14 protein-coding genes are annotated in these 19,754 nt (G+C 63.6%); 5 read left to right on the forward strand and 9 right to left on the reverse strand.

Annotated elements, in window-relative coordinates; all coding sequences use genetic code 11:
• Nucleotides 1-226 precede the first annotated feature (226 nt).
• The 3 genes from AWB75_RS00160 to AWB75_RS00170 all read left to right on the forward strand — a co-directional run bounded on the left by AWB75_RS00160 (nucleotide 227) and on the right by AWB75_RS00170 (nucleotide 2,771).
• Entirely contained in the window at nucleotides 227-1,915 is a 1,689-nt protein-coding gene (locus AWB75_RS00160; protein WP_061122070.1) for a thiamine pyrophosphate-binding protein, read from the forward strand.
• Between the two features lie 78 nt (nucleotides 1,916-1,993).
• A complete protein-coding gene (locus AWB75_RS00165) occupies nucleotides 1,994-2,257 on the forward strand; it encodes a PepSY domain-containing protein (protein WP_061122071.1) in 264 nt (87 codons plus the stop codon).
• Between the two features lie 10 nt (nucleotides 2,258-2,267).
• Nucleotides 2,268-2,771: a cytochrome b/b6 domain-containing protein gene (locus AWB75_RS00170; protein ID WP_061122072.1), complete on the forward strand. Its 504-nt coding sequence runs from the start codon at nucleotides 2,268-2,270 to the stop codon at nucleotides 2,769-2,771.
• A 48-nt stretch (nucleotides 2,772-2,819) separates the two neighbouring features.
• Here the strand turns inward: AWB75_RS00170 and AWB75_RS00175 are convergent, their stop codons facing one another.
• Nucleotides 2,820-3,968 (reverse strand): branched-chain amino acid ABC transporter substrate-binding protein, encoded by a 1,149-nt coding sequence (locus tag AWB75_RS00175; protein ID WP_061122073.1) that lies wholly within the window; start codon nucleotides 3,966-3,968, stop codon nucleotides 2,820-2,822.
• Between the two features lie 101 nt (nucleotides 3,969-4,069).
• Nucleotides 4,070-7,996, reverse strand: a complete 3,927-nt coding sequence (gene putA / locus AWB75_RS00180; protein ID WP_061122074.1) for a trifunctional transcriptional regulator/proline dehydrogenase/L-glutamate gamma-semialdehyde dehydrogenase — start codon at nucleotides 7,994-7,996, stop codon at nucleotides 4,070-4,072.
• Between the two features lie 309 nt (nucleotides 7,997-8,305).
• Between putA and AWB75_RS37980 the strand changes: the two genes are divergently transcribed.
• Entirely contained in the window at nucleotides 8,306-8,461 is a 156-nt protein-coding gene (locus AWB75_RS37980; protein WP_200822908.1) for a hypothetical protein, read from the forward strand.
• A gap of 32 nt (nucleotides 8,462-8,493) precedes the next feature.
• Here AWB75_RS37980 and AWB75_RS00185 read toward each other — a convergent pair whose 3' ends face one another.
• Both AWB75_RS00185 and hemE read right to left on the reverse strand, forming a co-directional pair.
• Nucleotides 8,494-10,737, reverse strand: a complete 2,244-nt coding sequence (locus tag AWB75_RS00185; protein WP_061122075.1) for a primosomal protein N' — start codon at nucleotides 10,735-10,737, stop codon at nucleotides 8,494-8,496.
• 460 nt (nucleotides 10,738-11,197) lie between these two features.
• Nucleotides 11,198-12,283: a uroporphyrinogen decarboxylase gene (hemE, locus tag AWB75_RS00190; protein WP_061122076.1), complete on the reverse strand. Its 1,086-nt coding sequence runs from the start codon at nucleotides 12,281-12,283 to the stop codon at nucleotides 11,198-11,200.
• A 182-nt stretch (nucleotides 12,284-12,465) separates the two neighbouring features.
• On the opposite strand from hemE, the gene AWB75_RS00195 reads away from it, so the two are divergent.
• Nucleotides 12,466-13,302, forward strand: a complete 837-nt coding sequence (locus AWB75_RS00195; protein WP_096031679.1) for a transporter substrate-binding domain-containing protein — start codon at nucleotides 12,466-12,468, stop codon at nucleotides 13,300-13,302.
• Nucleotides 13,303-13,319: 17 nt separating this feature from the next.
• On the opposite strand, the gene AWB75_RS00200 is transcribed toward AWB75_RS00195, so the two are convergent.
• From AWB75_RS00200 to atpG, 5 genes are all read right to left on the reverse strand, one after another.
• Nucleotides 13,320-14,267, reverse strand: coding sequence for an alpha/beta hydrolase (locus AWB75_RS00200; RefSeq protein ID WP_061122416.1), 948 nt, complete (start codon nucleotides 14,265-14,267; stop codon nucleotides 13,320-13,322).
• 615 nt (nucleotides 14,268-14,882) lie between these two features.
• Nucleotides 14,883-16,613, reverse strand: coding sequence for an AMP-binding protein (locus tag AWB75_RS00205; RefSeq protein WP_061122077.1), 1,731 nt, complete (start codon nucleotides 16,611-16,613; stop codon nucleotides 14,883-14,885).
• Between the two features lie 280 nt (nucleotides 16,614-16,893).
• A complete protein-coding gene (locus AWB75_RS00210) occupies nucleotides 16,894-17,319 on the reverse strand; it encodes a F0F1 ATP synthase subunit epsilon (RefSeq protein WP_029672474.1) in 426 nt (141 codons plus the stop codon).
• Nucleotides 17,320-17,399: 80 nt separating this feature from the next.
• Nucleotides 17,400-18,794, reverse strand: coding sequence for a F0F1 ATP synthase subunit beta (gene atpD, locus AWB75_RS00215; RefSeq protein WP_061122078.1), 1,395 nt, complete (start codon nucleotides 18,792-18,794; stop codon nucleotides 17,400-17,402).
• Nucleotides 18,795-18,838: 44 nt separating this feature from the next.
• Nucleotides 18,839-19,723, reverse strand: a complete 885-nt coding sequence (atpG, locus tag AWB75_RS00220; RefSeq protein WP_061122079.1) for a F0F1 ATP synthase subunit gamma — start codon at nucleotides 19,721-19,723, stop codon at nucleotides 18,839-18,841.
• Between the last annotated feature and the right edge of the window lie 31 nt (nucleotides 19,724-19,754).

Genomic DNA, 19,754 nt, shown 5'->3' on the forward strand with positions numbered 1-19,754 from the left:
TATTACGAACTTCACCTGTCGTCCATCGCTGGATAAAAGGTGAGAAAAAGGGGTATTTCGGCTGATGGGAATGCAGCGCCGGGTTGGTCGGCTGCGCACACCGGAAAAAGATTCCGCCTCGCTTCTCGCCCGACTTCGGCGTGACAGCGTAAGCTCTAGGGCAATTCGCTCACGGTCCGGCTCGCATCCACGACGGTCCGGACATTAAAAAAGGAGACTTCTTCGCATGGCGTCCGCTGTCCCCGCTCAGATTCAGACCACCGGTGCGCGTCTTCTCGTCGATGCGCTCGTGCATCACGGCGTCGAACGCGTGTTTTGCGTGCCCGGAGAAAGCTTCCTTGCGGTGCTCGATTCCCTGCACGACGAAACGTCGCAGGTCCAGACGATCGTCTGCCGTCACGAAGCGGCCGCGGCGAACATGGCCGAAGCGGTCGGCAAGCTGACGGGCCGGCCGGGCATCGCGATCGTCACGCGCGGGCCGGGCGCAACGCACGCGTCGATCGGCGTGCACACCGCGTTTCAGGATTCGACGCCGATGATCCTGCTCATCGGGCAATGCGCGCGGGAGCACATGGATCGCGAGGCGTTCCAGGAAATCGACTATCGGCGGATGTTCGGGCAGATGGCGAAGTGGGTCGCGCAAATCGACGATCCGCGCCGCGTGCCGGAATATATGAGTCATGCGTTCCACGCGGCGACGTCGGGCCGTCCGGGTCCGGTCGTGCTCGCGCTGCCGGAAGACATGCTGACCGAAGCCGTCGACGCCGCGCCGCCCGCACCGCGTTATCAGCGCGTGGCGGCATCGCCGTCGGCGGCGCAGATCGAACGCTTGCGCGAATTGCTCGCGAACGCGAAGAAGCCGTTCGTGATCGCAGGCGGAAGCGGCTGGACGACCGAGGCGACGCAGGATTTCGCGCGCTTCGTCGAGCAGTGGAAACTGCCGGTGGGCTGCGCCTTCCGCTATCAGGACACGCTCTCCAACGAGCATCCGAACTATGCGGGCGATGTCGGCCTCGGTATCAATCCGGCGCTCGCCGCGCGCGTGCGCGACGCCGACGTGCTCTTCGTGCTCGGCCCGCGCATGGGCGAATCGACGACGGGCGGCTACACGCTGCTCGACATCCCGAAGACGAAGCAGACGCTCATCCACGTGCATCAGGGCGCGGAGGAGCTCGGGCGCGTCTATAGCGCCGATCTGCCGATCGTGTCGGGCATGCCGGAGATCGCGTCTCTCCTGGCCGCTTTGCAGCCGCCCGCCAGCATGTCATGGGACGGCAGCGCGGAAACCGCACGCGCGGCCTATCTCGAATGGCGCACGCCGCGCCCGATGCTCGGCGACGTTCAACTCGGCGAGATCATGCGCCAGCTCGCGGAGACGATTCCCGCCGACTCGATCCTCACGAACGGCGCGGGCAATTACGCGACGTGGCTGCATCGGCACTATTCGTATCGGCATTTCAGATCGCAGGTCGCGCCGACGAGCGGTGCGATGGGCTATGGCGTGCCCGCCGCGATCGCCGCGAAGTCGCTGTATCCGGAGCGCACGGTGATCGCGTTCGCGGGCGACGGCTGCTTCATGATGTCGAGCAACGAGATCGCCACGGCGATGCAGTACGGGTTAGGGGTGATTTTCATCGTCGTGAACAACGCGCAGTACGGCACGATTCGCATGCATCAGGAGCGGCATTATCCGAATCGCGTGCACGGCACGGGGCTCACGAATCCGGACTTCGTTGCGTATGCGCGCGCGTTCGGGGCCCACGGCGAGCTCGTCGAAACGACGGATCAGTTCATGCCCGCGTTCGAGCGCGCGCAGGCGTCGGGACTGCCGGCGGTCATCGAGATCCGTATTCCGCAGGATCAGAGCACGCCGGGCGCGACACTCGAACAAATTCGCCAGCAAGGGCAGCGCTAAGAGACAAACTTTCGATCTGCTTGCGGCACGCTCCCGGTGGCAGTAGAGTAGCCAGTTCGAAACCACCGGGAGTTAGCGATGCTTAGGGTTCTGGCTTTGTCGTTGGCATTGAGTTTTTCGGGCGCGGCGTTCGCGAAAGCGGATTGCACGGCGCATCCGAAGAGCGAATGGATGAAGGAATCGGATGCCAAGGCGCAGCTCGAAGCCCAGGGCTACAAGATTCGCAAATTCAAGGTCGATGGAAACTGCTACGAGATCTACGGCCACAACAAGGACGGCAAGAAGGTCGAGATCTATTACGACACGAAGACGCTGGCTGTCGTGAAGTCGGAAGTCGAATGACGCTCACGCAGTGAAAGTCTGGGACGGCTTCGTCCGGCTCACGCACTGGGCCGTCGCGGGCATCGTGCTGTGGAATCTGTTCGGACCGACGGATTCCACGCATCGCTTATTGGGTTATATCGCGGCGGGGCTGGTCGTTGCGCGGATCGCGTGGGGCTTCGCCGGACCGCGTCATGCGCGGTTTTCCGCGTGGTGGCCGACGTTTTCACATCTCGTCGAATATCTGCGCTCGCTCGCGAAGGGCAAGCCGATACATCACCTGTCGCACAATCCGCTCGGCGGGGTGATGGCGCTCTTGCTGTGGTTCCTGATTCTCGCGCTCGCGGTGTCCGGCTGGATCATGCGGCTCGATGCGTTCTGGGGCGAAGACTGGCCGCGGGAGATTCATGCGTGGCTGTCGATTGCCGTCGAGGTTTGCGTGTGCCTCCATGTCGTCGCGGCGATTTTGATGAGCCTGTGGACGCGGGAGAATTTGATTCGGGCGATGGTGACGGGCAACAAAAAAGCCCCGTGACCTGAATCACGAGGCTTTCTTCCAACTCAGGGCAGAAGCGAAAACCGCTTACTTCCCGCCCACGCTCTGCAGCGTCGTCCACTTGCCGCCAACGACCTTATACAGCGTGATCCCGCCGTTCTTCAGATCGCCCTTCGAGTCGTACGACAGGTGCTTCGCCGTCACGCCCTGCATGTCCGTCTTCGCGAGGAACGGCAGGTACTTCGCCGGGTCCGTCGAGTTGGCCGCCTTCATCGCGGTGAACATGGCCATTGCGCCGTCGTAGGCATACGGCGAGTACGTCTGCACGTCTTCGTTGAAGCGCTTCTTGTACTTCGCCGAGTACGCCGCGCCACCCGGCATCTCGTCCATCGGCAGGCCGGCGAGCGATGCCACCGTGCCATCCGCCGCGTCGCCCGCGATCTTGACGAAGGTGTCGGTCTTCACCATTTCGCCCGCCATCAGCGGTGCGCGGAAGCCCAGCGTCTTCATTTGCTTGACCATCGGGCCGGCTTGCGAATCCGCGCCGCCGTAGTACACGAGGTCGGGATTCGTCGACTTGATCTTGGTCAGAATCGCCTTGAAGTCCACGGCCTTGTCGTTCGTGAACTCGCGCACGACGATCGTGCCGCCCGCCGCCTTCGCCGCCTTCTCGAACTGGTCGGCGAGACCCTGGCCGTAAGCCGTGCGGTCATCGACGATCGCGATCTTCTTGACCTTCAGGTTCTTCACCGCGAACTCGCCCGCGACCGAGCCTTGCTGCGTGTCGGAGGTCATCATCCGGAACGCCGTCTTGAAGCCTTGCGTCGTGTATTCCGGTGCGGTCGCCATCGCGATTTCGGGGATGCCCGCGTTCGCATAGATGCGCGATGCGGGAATAGTCGTGCCCGAGTTGAAGTGGCCGAGCATGCCCTTGATGCCGTCATCGACGAGGCGCTGCGCGACGGTCGTGCCCGTGCGCGGGTCGGCCTGATCGTCGGCCGAGTTCAGCACGATGCGAACCGGCTTGCCGCCGATCGTCGGCTTCGTGGCGTTGAAGTCTTCGACGGCGAGCGTGATGCCGTTCTCCATGTCCTTGCCGTAGTGCGCCTGCGCACCGGTCAGCGGTCCGGCGTAACCGACCTTCACGTCCTCGACTTGCTGCGCAAATGCGGTCCCCGCGAGCGACAGTCCGGCGAGCGTCATGGCTGCTGCCAGCCTGGTCATCGTGTGCTTCATAGCTTCTCCTTATTCCAGTGTGGATTGGCAGCTTGTGCCGGGATCGCCGTGCCTGCTGCCGCTTGTTTGAATTCGTTTGAATCGGGCGTTCGAGGGGTGTCTCAACCGATCGTCATCAAATTCGCATTGCCGCCCGCCGCCGCCGTGTTCACGCTCACCGAGCGTTCCGTCAGCAGGCGTTCGAGCGCGTAGTCCTCGCCGTCGTGGCCAGCGTCGGCGAACGCCCCCGCAGCCACGCCCTGCACCGATACGATCGGCCCCGGACGCTTCGCCACTTCCTTCACGAGCGACAGCAATTCATCGCTGTCGCCTTCGAACAGCACCGCGTCGAAGTCTTCCGCCGCTTTCCCGACCCGCGCATACGGCTTGAGCGACGCAGGCAGCGACGCCGCCAGCTGCTCGCCCGCCGATCCGCTGAACAGCGCGCGGTTGCCCGTCGCGAGCACGGCGGCGAGCTGGGCGCGCGCGCCGCTCGACGTCGCCGCCACGCACAGCACCGTGCCGCGCGCGCCGAGCGTGTACGTGTTGCGTTCGCCGGTCGGGCCGTTCAACACGGCCGTCGCGCCCGCCATCACGTGTTGCAAGTAGCCGTCGCAACGCGCGGCCGTCTGCGGGTCGCGTTCGCCGATCGCCCAGTCGCGCAATGCCGTGAGCGCCGCCGAGGGCGTGTCCTTCGACGCGGACTGGTCGACGACGAGCGTGCTCGCCAGCGACTTCGGCAAACCGGTCGGGCGCTTCGCCAGCAGACGCTGCAAGTACAGCGCGCCGCCCGCCTTCGGACCCGTCCCCGACAACCCTTCGCCGCCGAACGGCTGCACGCCGACGACCGCGCCGATCACGTTGCGGTTCACATAGATGTTGCCCACGTGCGCCCGCGCGATGACATGCGCGATGGTTTCGTCGATACGCGTATGGATGCCGAGCGTCAGCCCATAACCCGTCGAGCGAATTTGGTCGAGGAGTTTATCAAGGTTCGAACGGCGATAACGCACCACATGGAGCACCGGGCCGAACACTTCACGCTTGAGCTCGTCGATGCTGTCCAGCTCGATGAGCGTCGGCGGCACGAACGTGCCTTGCGCGCAGTTGTCCGGCAGCGACAGTTGCGTGACATTGCGGCCCTTGTCGCGCATTCCGGCGACATGCGCGTCGATGCCGCGTTTCGCGTCGGCGTCGATCACGGGGCCGACGTCCGTCGACAGGCGATCCGGATTGCCGACCGCAAGCTGGTTCATCGCGCCGGTGAGCATTTCGAGCGTGCGATCGGCGACGTCGTCTTGCAGGCACAGCACGCGCAGCGCCGAGCAGCGCTGGCCGGCCGAATCGAACGACGACTGGAGCACGTCCGCGACCACTTGCTCGGCGAGCGCCGACGAATCGACGATCATCGCGTTCTGCCCGCCGGTTTCGGCGATCAGCGGAATCGGACGGCCGTCGGAATCGAGGCGTTCGGACAGCGTCTTGTTGATGAGGCGCGCGACTTCCGTCGAGCCGGTGAACATCACGGCGCGCGTGCGCGGATCAGCGACGAGCGCCGCACCAACGGTCTCGCCGTTGCCAGGCAGCAGTTGCACCGCGCCAGCCGGCACGCCGGCTTCGCGCAGAATACGCACGGCTTGCGCGGCGATCAGCGGCGTCTGCTCGGCGGGCTTCGCGAGCACCGGATTGCCGGCGGCGAGCGCGGCGGCGACCTGACCCATGAAGATCGCGAGCGGGAAGTTCCACGGGCTGATGCAGACGACCGGACCGAGCGGACGGTGCGTATCGTTCGAAAACTCCGCGCGAATCTGCGACGCGTAATAGCGCAGGAAGTCCACGGCCTCGCGAATTTCGGCGATGGCGTTCGGCAACGATTTGCCCGCCTCGCGAATGATCAGCCCCATCAGCGTGTGCATCTGCGCTTCGAGCAGGTCACCGGCGCGCGCGAGGCAATCGGCGCGGTCTTCGACCGGCGTCGCCTGCCAGATCGGCGCGGCGGCGACCGCGTTGGCGATCGCGGCGCTGACTTGTTCGGACGACGCTTCGACCACGGTTCCGACCAGATCGCGCTGATCCGACGGATTGCGCACATCGCGCGCGACGCCGTTGCCGACTTCGCCGCCTTCGAGCATCGGCTCCGCGCGCCACGCATGATTGGCACTCGCCAGCAGCGCCGACGACAGCGACGCCAGACGATGCTCGTTCGAGAGGTCGAGGCCCATCGAGTTCGGACGCTCGTTGCCGTAAAGCTGACGCGGCAGCGGAATCTTCGCGTGCGGCGCGCCGAGCGGCGTGATGGCTTGCGCTTCGTCGATCGGATCGCGCACGAGCTCCTTCACCGGAATCGACTCATCGGCGATACGGTTCACGAACGACGTGTTCGCGCCATTCTCCAGCAGGCGGCGCACGAGATACGCGAGCAGTGTTTCATGCGTGCCGACCGGCGCGTACACGCGGCACGGACGGTTCAGCTTGTCGCGGCCCGTCACTTCCTCGTAGAGCGGCTCGCCCATGCCGTGCAGGCACTGGAACTCGTACTGGCCGGGATAGTAGTTCTGGCCCGCGAGGTGATAGATCGCCGACAGCGTGAACGCGTTGTGCGTCGCGAATTGCGGATACACGGCATCGGGCGCGCCGAGCAGTTTCTTCGCGCACGCGAGGTACGAAATGTCCGTGTAGATCTTGCGCGTGTAGACGGGATAACCTTCGAGGCCGTCGACTTGCGCGCGCTTGATTTCGGTGTCCCAGTACGCGCCCTTCACGAGACGGATCATCAAGCGATGACGGCTGCGGCGCGCGAGATCGATCAGATAGTCGATCACGAACGGGCAACGCTTCTGATAACCCTGCACCACGAAACCGATGCCGTTCCAGCCCGCCAGCTCCGGATCGAAGCACAGCGCTTCGAGCAGATCGAGCGAGATTTCGAGGCGATCGGCTTCCTCTGCATCGATGTTCAGGCCGATGTCATAACGGCGCGCCAGTTGCGCGAGCGAACGCACGCGCGGCAGCAGCTCGTTCATCGTGCGTTCCTGCTGCGCGCGCGAATAGCGCGGATGCAGCGCGGACAGCTTGATCGAAATGCCCGGGCCTTCGTAGATGCCGCGTCCCCCGGCGGCCTTGCCGATCGCGTGGATCGCCTGCTCGTAGGATGCGTAGTAGCGCTGCGCGTCTTCTTCCGTCGTCGCGGCTTCGCCGAGCATGTCGTAGGAATAGCGGAAGCCGCGCGCTTCGTATTTGCGGCTGTTCGCGAGCGCCTCGGAAATGTTCTCGCCGGTGACGAACTGCTCGCCCATCAAGCGCATCGCCATGTCGACGCCCTTGCGGATCAGCGGCTCGCCGCCCCGGCCGATCAGACGCGTCAGCGCGGAAGACAGGCCCGTCTCGCTGTTGGTCGTCACGAGCTTGCCGGTGATCATCAAGCCCCACGTCGCCGCGTTCACGAACAGCGACGGCGCCTGGCCCATATGCGATTTCCAGTCGCCCTTGCTGATCTTGTCGCGGATCAGCGCATCGCGCGTGGCGCGGTCGGGAATACGAAGGAGCGCTTCGGCGAGGCACATCAGCGCGACGCCTTCCTGGCTCGACAGCGAAAACTCGTGGATCAGCCCTTCGACGCCGCCGCCCGAACTCTTCGCGCGCAGCGCTTCGACGAGCTTCGTCGCGAGCTTTTCGGCTTCGGCGGCGACGCTCGCGGGCAAGCGCGCCTGACCGATCAGAAACGGCACGCACTCAGGCTCCGGCCGGCGATACGCCGCCGTGATCGCCGCGCGCAGCACGGATTGCGGCTGCACGTTCTGCGCGAAGTCGAGGAAAGGATGCATCGCGCCGTCTTCGTCGCCGTCGACGGGAGCGGCGTCGGCCATGTCGGACGAGCCATTCGCGCCCGACAGCTCGGGCGGAAGCTGGCCGTGCTCGATGCGCTCCAGATAAGCGAAGATCGCCTGCTTGATCAGCCAGTGGGGAGTGCGCTCGAGGCGCGTCGCGGCATCCTTCAGCCTGGAACGCAGCAGCTCGTCGACTTTGACGCCTAAGGTTGTGCTCGCCATATTTCCTTCGTTTGCCGGTCGTGCTCACCCGGCCAATGACCAAAAAGTTGGCGAATCGTACCCCGCTGATATAAAAGGTGCAACCGAGATTTTTGCTAGGGTTGCACCGCGACGAAACCGTTATGGCACAAGGGTTTGCGCTGTAATCGGGCTGCCTGCGGCGAGCGGTTGCGACCTAGTACTTTCCCTAGTCGGAATATTTTTGGGATAGCCCCTAAGTAAATGACCGCCATCCGCCGTTATAAACGCAACGCGCCGTCAATGGCGCTGTATCCGCGGTAGCGCCGCGGTCTCGGGAGAGCAACGGGCATGAGCACTTGGATCGTGGTAGTGAGCGTTTGGGCGATGTTGGCCGTTTGCGCGATTTTGTTCGTGCGAGGCGCTGCGCTGCGCCATCATCGAATGGATGAGGCGTCCGAAGAAGCCGGCCTGCCGCACAGCGATATTTCACGCACGAAGGTTTGAAGCGCCGCGTTGCGCCACGCGGCGACCGCGAATCAAACGTCCAGCGGATCGACTTCCACGTTCCAGCGCAGCACGCCCTTGAGCGAGCGCAGCAGCGGTTGCCATGCGCGCAGCGACGCCTGAAGCGCCGCGCGCGACGTGCTTTCGAGCAGCAGTTGCGCCCGATGGACATTGAACACTTTCACGATGGTGAGCGGCACCGCGTCGTAAACCGTGACGCGATCGGCGCCGGGCAGTGGCGCAAAGGCCGCCGCCGCTTCCGCGAGAAAACCGAGCGCGGCTTCCAGCGTGCGGCCTTCGGCGCGAAGCATCGCCTGATAAACGAACGGCGGCAGGCACGCGTCGCGCCGCTCGGCGAGCGTCGAAGTGGCGAAGCCCACGTAGTCCTGCCGCGATAACGCCTGATAGAGCGCGTGGCGCGGATAGCGCGTCTGGATCATCACCTCGCCAGGCAAGCCGGCGCGGCCGGCGCGGCCGCTCACCTGCGTGAGTTGCGCAAAAAGCCGCTCGCTTGCGCGGAAGTCGTGCGAGAACAGCGCGGTATCGGCATTGAGCACGCCGACGAGCGTCACGCGGCGGAAATCGTGGCCTTTCGCGATCATCTGCGTGCCGACCAGAATATCGACTTCGCCCGCGTGGACGTCGGAGAAAAGCGCCTGCGCGCTGCCCTTGCGGCGCGTGCTGTCGGCGTCGATACGCAGCACGCGCGCGCCCGGCACCACGCTCGCGAGCGTTTCCTCGACACGCTGCGTGCCGCGGCCCATCGGCGCGATATCGATGTTGCCGCACTCCGGGCACGACTTCGGAATGCGCGATTCCCAGCCGCAGTGATGACAACGCAGCGCCCGCTCCGGCTTGTGGAGCACCGCATAGGCGCTGCAGCGCGGACAGCCCGCGACCCAGCCGCAGGCGTCGCACGAAAGGATCGGCGCGTAGCCGCGCCGATTCAGGAACACGAGACTTTGCTCGCCGCGTTCCACGCGCATCTTCAGCGCGGCGATGAGCGGCCCCGCGAGTCCGTCGACGGACGCGCGGCCGCGCCGTCGTTCCTCTTCGAGATCGATGAGCTTCACGGTTGGCAGCGCCGCTTCCGCGACGGCGCGGCGCGTGAGCGTCAGGCGCGTGTATCGGCCCTGATCGGCCTGCCACCAGGTTTCGAGCGACGGCGTCGCCGATCCGAGCACGACGGGAATGCCGAGCTGTTTCGCGCGATAGATCGCCAGATCGCGCGCGGAGTAGCGCAAACCTTCCTGCTGCTTGTACGCGGGATCGTGCTCTTCATCGACGACGATCATCGCGAGCTTCGGCATCGACGAGAGGATCGCGAGGCGCGTGCCGAGCACGATGCGCGCGCTGCCCGTATGGGCCGCGAGCCAGTGCCGTGCGCGCTCGCCTTCGGCAAGACCGCTGTGCATCGTGACGATGGAGCCGTCCGCGAGCGCCGCGAAGCGCGCTCGAAACGCGGCTTCGAACTGGGGCGTCAGATTGATTTCGGGAACGAGGACGAGCGCCTGGGCGTCCGGCCGCCCGGCGAGCAGCGCGGCGAGCGCGTGCAGATAAACCTCGGTCTTGCCGCTGCCCGTCACGCCGTGAAGCAGGAACGGCGCGAAGCCTTGCGACTGCGCGATGGCGTCGACGGCATCGCGCTGTTCGCCGGTCAGAACGGGAAGCGCGACGTCGGCGGTCGGCGTTGGAGTGTGCACCTCTGCGGCTGCGATGTCCGGCGCGGCGGCTTCGATCCATCCGCGCGCGAGCCAGTCGTCGAACGTCGCGCTGGCTTTGGGATGCAGCGTGCGGGCGTCTGACAGACCGAGCGACGGCGCTTCGGCGAGCGCGTCGGCAAGACGGCGCAAGGCGCTTGCGCGCGCGGGCAACGCATCGGGAAGATGCGCGCGCCCTTCGTCCAGCAGCCTGAAGCGCGGCTCGACGGCGAAGAGCCGATCCCAGCGCGAGGCATCGCGCAACGCCTGAGGCAGCGCCGGCAACGCGACTTCGCCAAGGCCACGCTGATAGTAATCAGCAGCGAAACTGGCGAGCGCGATCCATGCGCCGGACAGCGGCGCGCAGCCGTTGCAGATCGCGGTGACGTTGCGCAGTTTGCTGGTAGGCACGTCGCTTGTATGGGCGATTTCGCAGATCAACCCGACGACCTCGCGGCGCCCGAACGGTACCTGCACCAGCTTGCCGATGGCGGGCGCGTCCGGCAATGCGTAACGGTAGTCGAACAGCACGGCCAAAGGCTGATCGACGGCGACGCGCACGAAGACGTCGGTCATCGCGCACGGCTCCGCGCACGGGAGTTCGACACAGGTACGGGCGTTGGCGGGGCAAACTTAAAGTGAAACATCAGAATCGCCCGTAAACCGCCGATTATTTTTGGATTTCCGATGCTTTCCACAGGCCTGTGGATAACTTTGTTGAGAAGTGCGTCCGACGCCGAGGCAAACAAAGTCACGTATCCCCTATGTGCGCCAGCCCACATTTCGGGCGAAGCTCTCGAAAATCGTTCTGAATCATTGACTTGCGGCACACATAGAGAGACGTTATGGGTTGTTCGGGTCCATACGTCTGATGGCGCGCCGCAGCGAACAAACTGTGCATAAGTTCAGTCTTGACATCGGGTGACGCCACTCGCGCCGGGCGATTGGGAAAGAATGCTCCAGCCCCTGACGACCGCTTCCGGCGAGCGAGTGCCGCACTGCAGCATCCGCGTTTAGACTCGACTTTCGTGTGCGCTCAGCGCGAGCGCATTGCCCGGCTGTGACGATGAACCTCGTCGACGAGCTCCGCGACATGCTCCGGCGGCGTGAATTGCGAGATACCGTGGCCGAGATTGAAGACGTGGCCCGGAAAATTCCCGAAGCTCTCCAACACGGCGCGCGCTTCCGTGCGGATGGCCGCAGGGGGCGCGAACAGCACGCTCGGATCGATATTGCCTTGCAGCGCCACGCGCGCGCCGACCTTCTCCCGCGCCGTGCCGAGGTTCATGGTCCAGTCGAGACCGACTGCATCGACGCCCGTTGCGGCGATTTCCTCGATCCACAGGCCGCCGCCCTTCGTGAATGTGATGACCGGCACGCGTTCGCCGTCGTGCTCGCGCTTAAGTCCCGCAACCACCTTCGCGATGTAGTCGAGCGAGAAACGCTGATACGCGCCATCGGCAAGTGCGCCGCCCCACGTGTCGAAAATCATCACGGCCTGCGCGCCCGCTTCGATCTGCGCGTTCAGGTACGCAGTGACGGCTTGGGCGTTCACGTCGAGAATGCGATGCATCAGGTCGGGCCGCGCATAAGCCATCGATTTCACGGTGCGGTGATCGTCCGAGCCGCCGCCTTCGACCATGTAGCACGCGAGTGTCCACGGACTGCCGGAAAAGCCGATGAGCGGCACCTTTTGGCGGCCTTGCGCGTCGGTGAGCGCGCGGCGAATCTCGCTGACGGCGTCGGTGACATAGGAAAGCGTGGCGCCGATGTCCGGCACGGCGAGGCGCTTCACGTCGTCTTCAGTGCGCACCGTTCGCTCGAAACGCGGGCCTTCGCCCTGGACGAAGTTCAGCCCGAGGCCCATTGCATCGGGCACGGTGAGGATGTCCGAGAAGAGGATCGCGGCGTCGAGCGGGAAGCGCTCGAGCGGCTGAAGCGTCACCTCGGTCGCATAGTCCGGATTCTTCGCGAGGCCGAGAAAACTGCCCGCGCGGGCGCGCGTCGCGTTGTATTCCGGCAGATAGCGTCCTGCCTGGCGCATCAGCCAGATCGGCGTGTAGTCGGTCGGCTGGCGCAGCAGCGCGCGCAGGAAGGTGTCGTTCAGAAGAGTGTGTGCCACGTCGCTCGATGCTGAAGGCAAAGAATCATCCATTCTACCGGAGCGGGCGGGCGTTTTAGCCGGCCTAGCCTCCCGATTCGGAATGTCGCATGCGGCGCGGCCTATGCCGTTTGGCCGGGTTTCGGGCGGGAGATTGCATCGTTATGATCGACGTGCTTACACAACTAGAACCAGGAGAATCGATGCAACGCATGTCTGTCAGTCTCGCCGCAATCGCGTTTTCACTCACGATCGCGAGCCACACCGCTCATTCTCAAACGATTCAGGCCGGCACCATCGCGGGCGCGAAGCCCAACGCGCCGGCGCCTTCCGCCGCGCCCTCGCGGCTCGACGACGTGCTCGCGCGCAAGACACTGCGCGTCTGCACGACGGGCGATTACAAACCCTATTCGTTCTTGCGGACCGACGGCCAGTTCGAAGGCATCGACATCGATCTCGCGGAAAGCCTGGCAAAGTCGCTCGGCGCGAAGGCGGATTACGTGAAAACGTCGTGGTCGAACCTGATGAACGACTTCGTCGCCAAATGCGATATCGCCGTGGGCGGCGTATCGACCACGCTCGAGCGGCAAAGGCGCGCGTTCTTCACCGCGCCGTACATGGAGGACGGAAAGACGCCCATCGTGCGCTGCGACGACGTCGAGAAGTATCAGACGGTCGCGCAAATCGATCAGCCGAACGTGCGCACGATCGTCAATCCGGGCGGCACCAACGAGCGCTTCGCGAAGCAGTTCTTTCCTCATTCGCAGCTGATCGAGTATCCGGACAACGTGACGATCTTCAGGCAGATCCTCGAAGGCAAAGCCGACGTCATGGTCACGGACGCCTCCGAAACCTTGCTTCAGCAGAAGCTCAATCCCGGCCTGTGCTCGGTGCATCCGGACAAGCCGTTCCAGTTCGGCGAGAAGGCGTATCTGCTGCCGCGCGGCGACGTGCCGTTCCAGCAATATGTCGATCAATGGCTGCACCTCGCCCGTTCGTCGGGCGAGTTTCAGGCGGTCTACGACAAGTGGCTGAAATAACGCGCCACGCTCTTCCGTCAGCGCACGGCGCGCACGAGTTCACCCGTGCGCTCGCCGATCCTGCGGAGCCAGCCGAGCGCAGCATCGGATTGCGAATGCACGCGCGCGAATCCATGCGCCATGTCGCGGGCGTCGATCATTTCGACGCGGCCGCCGTTGGCCCCCAGAAAGCGCTCGAGTTCGAAGGCGTCGTCGTAGAGCGGATCGTAGGCCGCCGCGACGATGATCGCGGGCGCCGGCGTGCGCTCGAACGGCTCGGAGAGCGGAAACGCGCGCACGTCGTGATCGCGCGGCGTCTCGCCCGACAGAAACTGAGCCCAGTACCATTTCAGTTCGTCGCTCGTGAGGCCCGGGCCGTTCGCGTTGGCGATACAACTCGGGCTGTCGAACTGCCGGCGCATCACCGGATAGAGCAGCAATTGCGCGCTGACGAGGCCAGCCACGCGTTGATTCGCTTCACGCGCCGCAACGACCGCCAGATGCGCGCCCGCGCTGTCGCCGCCGACCGCCAACCGGTCCGTCGCGAAGCCGAGCCGTGAGCGATGTTCCGCGAACCAGATCAGCGCATCGATGGCGTCATCGCACGGCGCCGGAAACGGATGCTCTGGCGCGAGCCGGTAATCTACGCTCGCCACCGCGCATTGCGAATCCTGCGCAAGCCGTTCGACGAGACCATCGTGCGTGTCGAGATCGCCGACCACCCAGCCGCCGCCGTGAAAATAGACGATGAGCGGCAGCGGGCCAGGCGCCGCTTTGGGCTTGTAGACGCGCGCGGCGAGCGTGCGGCCTTCGAGCGGGATTTCGACGTTTTCCGCGGCCACGGCGTCACTGCGCGCCTGCGAGTATGCTTTGGCGATATCGCCGAAACGCGCTCGCACCGTTCGCGCATCCGCGTTCGGACTCATGGGCGGATAACCTTCCGCGATGGCGCGGTGGTAGCGAAGCAAGCCTGCATCGATGGTCATGCGTGTCTCCATAGCTTTTCGTGGGTGAAATTTTTGACAGGAAAGAGGCCTGCATTTCGATTTCATGCGCCCGCCCGTTCACTTTTTCGCACATTTCGAATAATGGCACTACTCCGAAAAAGCGGCATTTACGGATCGCGTCAATCCGATCGGATAAATCATCTGACTAGCAGACAATATATTCTCGGAATTTGCCCATTTCTCCGGAGATAATTTCCTCTGAGCCTTACGGGACGGGGGTTACAACCTGAAACACTTTGTTACGGCGACCCGGAATCAATTCGCCCACAATCTGTTGAAACGGTTTCAACACGGATGTATTCGGGCGCGCTGTGCAAAGGCCGCGCGTCGGGTGGCGGATTTAGTCGAAGCTCTCTCGTTGGGGGCATCCGTGTTGGGATCGTTCTTCGGATGGAAACATTCGAAACATCCCACGTTTGGTCTCCTCGCGCTAACCCCGTAGCGTGTGGTTTTTAGCGGGCTCCAGGCCCGCTTTTTTTTCGTCTGGACAAACGTTTGCGGTTTCCGTCGACTTGGAGCAGCGACGTTTCATCCAATGACAAAGGGAGCGCAGCAGCGCTCCCTTTGTCTTTTCGTGGCTGCAGCGCCCTAATATCAGGCAGTCTTCGCTTCGGCGAGCTTCAGTTCATCAATCATGCGCGCGCGCATCACGAACTTCTGCGCCTTGCCAGTGACCGTCATCGGCAGTTCGTCGACGAAGCGGATGTAACGCGGAATCTTGTAGTGCGCTATCTGCCCCTGGCAAAACTCGCGGATTTCCTCCTCGCTCGCCTGCTCGCCCGGCCGCACGACGATCCAGGCGCAGACCTCCTCGCCGTATTTCTGGTCCGGCACGCCGAACACCTGCACCGACTGCACTTTCGGATGCCGGAACAGGAATTCCTCGATTTCGCGCGGATAGATGTTCTCGCCGCCGCGAATCAGCATGTCCTTCAGCCGTCCGACGATATTGCAGTAGCCTTCGGCGTCGAGCGTCGCGAGGTCGCCGGTGTGCATCCATCCGTCGATGATCGCCTCGCGTGTCTTGGTTTCATCGCCCCAATAGCCCTTCATCACCGAGTAACCGCGCGTGCAGAGTTCGCCTGTCTCACCGACGGGCACGATATTCCCCAACGGATCGACGATCTTGACCTCGAGATGCGGCTGGATGCGCCCGACGGTCGTCGTGCGCTTGTCGAGCGGATCGGTGGTCGAGCTCTGGAATGACACCGGGCTCGTCTCCGTCATCCCATAGGCGATCGTAATCTCAGCCAGATGCATCTTCGACACGACGCGCTTCATCGTTTCGATGGGACACGGCGAACCGGCCATGATGCCCGTACGCAGGCGGCTCAGATCGTACTTCGCGAAGTCGGGATGATCGAGTTCCGCGATGAACATGGTCGGCACACCATGCAGCGCGGTGCAGCGCTCCTCGTGCACGGCGGCCAGCGTCGCGCCCGGATCGAACGCTTCGCCGGGGAACACCATCGTGCAACCGGTCGACACGCACGCGAGCACCGCCAGCACCATGCCGAAGCAGTGATAGAGCGGCACCGGTATGCAGAGCGAGTCCTGCTCGGTGAGGCGCATCGCCATCGCGATATAACGCGCGTTGTTGACGATGTTCCGATGCGTGAGCGTCGCGCCCTTCGGATTTCCGGTCGTGCCGCTCGTGAACTGGATGTTGATGGGATCGTCCGGGACGAGCTTCGCTTCTATGGCGTCGAGCTTCGTCTTGTCCGTTTGCGCGCGGCCGGTGCGCATCACTTCGTCGAAATTGAGCATGCCGGGCGTCTTGCCGTCGCCCATGCGGATGACGGCGCGCAGTTCCGGAAGCTTCGCGGCGTTGAGCGCGTTGGGTGCGGCGTCGGCCAGTTCCGGCGCGAGCGACTGCAACATCTCCAGGTACTTCGACGTCTTGAACTGCTCCGCCGCGATGATCGCCTTGCAACCGACCTTGTTGAGCGCGTACTCCAACTCGGCCAGTCGGTACGCCGGATTGATGTTCACCATCACCGCGCCCATGCGCGCGGTGGCGAATTGTGTCAGCAGCCATTCGACGCGGTTCGGCGACCATATGCCGACGCGATCACCCGCCTGAATGCCGAGCGCGAGCAGGCCGCTCGCGAGCACGTCGACTTCGTTCACGAATTCGCGCCATGTCCAGCGGACGTTCTGCTCGCGGAATACGACTGCGGGTCGCTCCGGAAAGCGGCCAGCTGTTTCGAGAAGAAACCGCGCGACGGTTGCACCGCTCAGGGGAATGTCGCTCGCGCCGCGAACATAGGAAACGCCGTCGCGCGGTTCGATCTGCGCGCCGGACTGCGTCGGTTCAGTTGCCATCGATGGTCTCCGCCAATGTGAATCGCCGCCCGATGAAGGCTTAAATGGAGGCCATTGTGCATCGCGGAGTCGCATACGGGCATTGAGTGTTTCCCCGCAATGCCGTTTTCTGCCTCGGCTTGAAAGGCGCGCCGAATCAACGGCTTAGGCGAACGAGGCCGCCGCAGCACATAACCGATATGCAGATATGCGCGCGCGGTTTGCCGATTTGGAGCATAAAAAAAGCAGCCCGAAGGCTGCTTTTCCTAAACTGCTGAACGCCGCGTAGGGCGCTGCGCACTCAATGCTTCGCGTGCGCCTTGCGCAGACGCTGGATCGCCGCGAGTTGAGCCGTCGCGTAGGCGAGTTCCGCTTGCGCGGTAGCGTACTCAAGCTCCGAGGTGTTGTTTTGAATCGCTTCCTCGGCACGCTTCTTCGCTTGCTCGGCTTTCGCTTCGTCGAGATCGGCGCCGCGGATGGCGGTATCAGCAAGAACGGTCACGATGCCCGGCTGGATTTCGAGAATCCCGCCAGCAACGAACACGAACTCTTCCGATCCGTCTTCCGCCTCGATGCGCACCGCGCCCGGACGAATGCGCGTGATGAGCGGCGTGTGGCCGGGCAGAATGCCCAGCTCACCCGCTTCGCCCGGCAGCGCGACGAACTTCGCCTGGCCCGAGAAGATCTGCTCTTCCGCGCTGACGACGTCTACCTTGATGGTTGCCATATGTGTCGACTCCTGTCGGTCAGTGTATTTCGTGGACGTCGGCGCAGTGCGCAGACGTCCGCCTGAAAAACACCCGACCCTTACTGGATCTTCTTGGCCTTCTCGAAGGCTTCGTCGATCGTGCCGACCATGTAGAACGCCTGCTCCGGCAGATGATCGCACTCACCTTCGACGATCATCTTGAAGCCGCGGATCGTTTCCTTCAGCGGCACGTACTTGCCCGGCGAGCCCGTGAACACTTCAGCGACGTGAAACGGCTGCGACAGGAAACGCTGGATCTTGCGCGCGCGCGAGACCGACAGCTTGTCTTCCGGCGACAGTTCGTCCATGCCCAGAATCGCGATGATGTCGCGCAGTTCCTTGTAGCGCTGCAGCGTCTGCTGCACGCCGCGCGTGATCGAGTAATGCTCTTCGCCGATCACGTGCGGGTCGATCTGACGCGAGGTCGAATCGAGCGGGTCCACTGCCGGATAAATACCGAGCGAAGCGATGTCACGCGACAACACGACGGTTGCGTCCAGGTGGCCGAAGGTCGTAGCCGGCGACGGGTCGGTCAAGTCATCCGCAGGGACGTACACGGCCTGAACCGACGTGATCGAGCCGGTCTTGGTCGACGTGATGCGCTCTTGCAGCTTGCCCATTTCTTCAGCCAGCGTCGGCTGATAGCCCACTGCCGAAGGCATACGGCCGAGCAGAGCGGACACTTCCGTACCCGCCAGCGTGAAACGATAGATGTTGTCGACGAAGAACAGCACGTCGAGGCCTTCGTCACGGAAGTGCTCGGCCATCGTCAGACCGGTCAGCGCAACGCGCAGACGGTTGCCCGGCGGCTCGTTCATCTGGCCGTACACCAGCGCGACCTTGTCGAGAACGTTCGAGTCCTTCATTTCGTGATAGAAGTCGTTCCCTTCACGGGTACGCTCACCCACGCCCGCGAACACGGAGTAACCGCCGTGCTCCTTCGCGATGTTGTTGATGAGTTCCATCATGTTCACGGTCTTGCCGACGCCAGCGCCGCCGAACAGACCGACCTTGCCGCCCTTCGCGAACGGGCAGATCAGGTCGATAACCTTGATGCCGGTTTCGAGCAGTTCCGTCGACGGCGACAGGTCTTCGAACGAGGGCGCGTGCTGGTGAATCGAGCGCAGCGTCGACGAGTCGATCGGGCCGGCTTCGTCGATCGGACGGCCGAGCACGTCCATGATGCGGCCCAGAGTGGGCTTGCCGACCGGCACGCTGATAGGCTTGCCGGTGTTCTTGACCATCGTGCCGCGGCGCAGGCCGTCGGATGCACCCAGACAGATGGTGCGCACCACGCCGTCGCCCAGCTGCTGCTGGACTTCGAGCGTCAGTTCGGTGCCTTCCAGAATGAGCGCGTCGTAAATCTTCGGCATTTGCGCACGCGGAAATTCCACGTCGATAACGGCGCCGATGCACTGTACGATCTTGCCTTCTACCAAAGCAGTAGTACTCATCGCATTTCCTTTAGATACTGTGTTCTTTCACGCGGTCAGCAAAATCAGACCGCTGCGGCGCCGCCGACGATTTCCGACAACTCTTTCGTAATCGCGGCCTGGCGGCTCTTGTTATAGACGAGCTGCAGTTCGTTGATCACGGTCTTCGCGTTGTCGGACGCGGCTTTCATCGCGACCATGCGCGCGGATTGCTCCGACGCCATGTTTTCCGCGACCGCCTGATAGACGAGCGCCTCGACGTAGCGGACCAGAAGCTCGTCGACCACGGTTTGCGCATCCGGCTCGTAGATGTAGTCCCACGAGGTCGTCGGCATGGCGCCTTCTTCGTCCTTCGCGTGGAGGTCATCCGCCGACAACGGCAGCAACTGCTCGATCACGGCTTCCTGCTTCATCGTGTTGATGAAGCGCGTGTACGCCAGGTACACCGCGTTGATCTTGCCTTCCGAATACAGGTCGAGCTGCACCTTGATCGCGCCGATCAGCTTTTCCAGATGCGGCGTGTCGCCCAGCTGCGTGACTTGCGACACGACCTGCGCCTTCAGCCGGTTCAGGAAGCCCAAGCCCTTGCTGCCGATCGCCGACGCTTCGATCTTCACACCGCTCTGATCGAGTTCCTTGATCTTGCCCAGCGACGCACGCAGGATGTTCGTGTTCATGCCGCCGCACAGACCCTTGTCGGTCGTGACGAGAATCAGACCGGCCGTATTCACGCCCTTGTTCTCCACCATGAACGGGTGGCGATACTCGGGGTTCGCCTTGCTCATGTGCGAGGCGATTGCACGGACCTTGTCGGCATACGGACGGGCGGAACGCATGCGCTCCTGAGCGCGGCGCATCTTCGATGCGGCGACCATTTCCATCGCTTTCGTGATCTTGCGCGTGTTCTGCACGCTCTTGATCTTGCCGCGAATTTCCTTCATTCCAGCCATTGCTTACTCCTTGATCGAAGCCGCGCGGCGC

The organism is Caballeronia catudaia (assembly GCF_001544755.2).
GTDB classification, from domain to species: Bacteria; Pseudomonadota; Gammaproteobacteria; order Burkholderiales; family Burkholderiaceae; genus Caballeronia; species Caballeronia catudaia.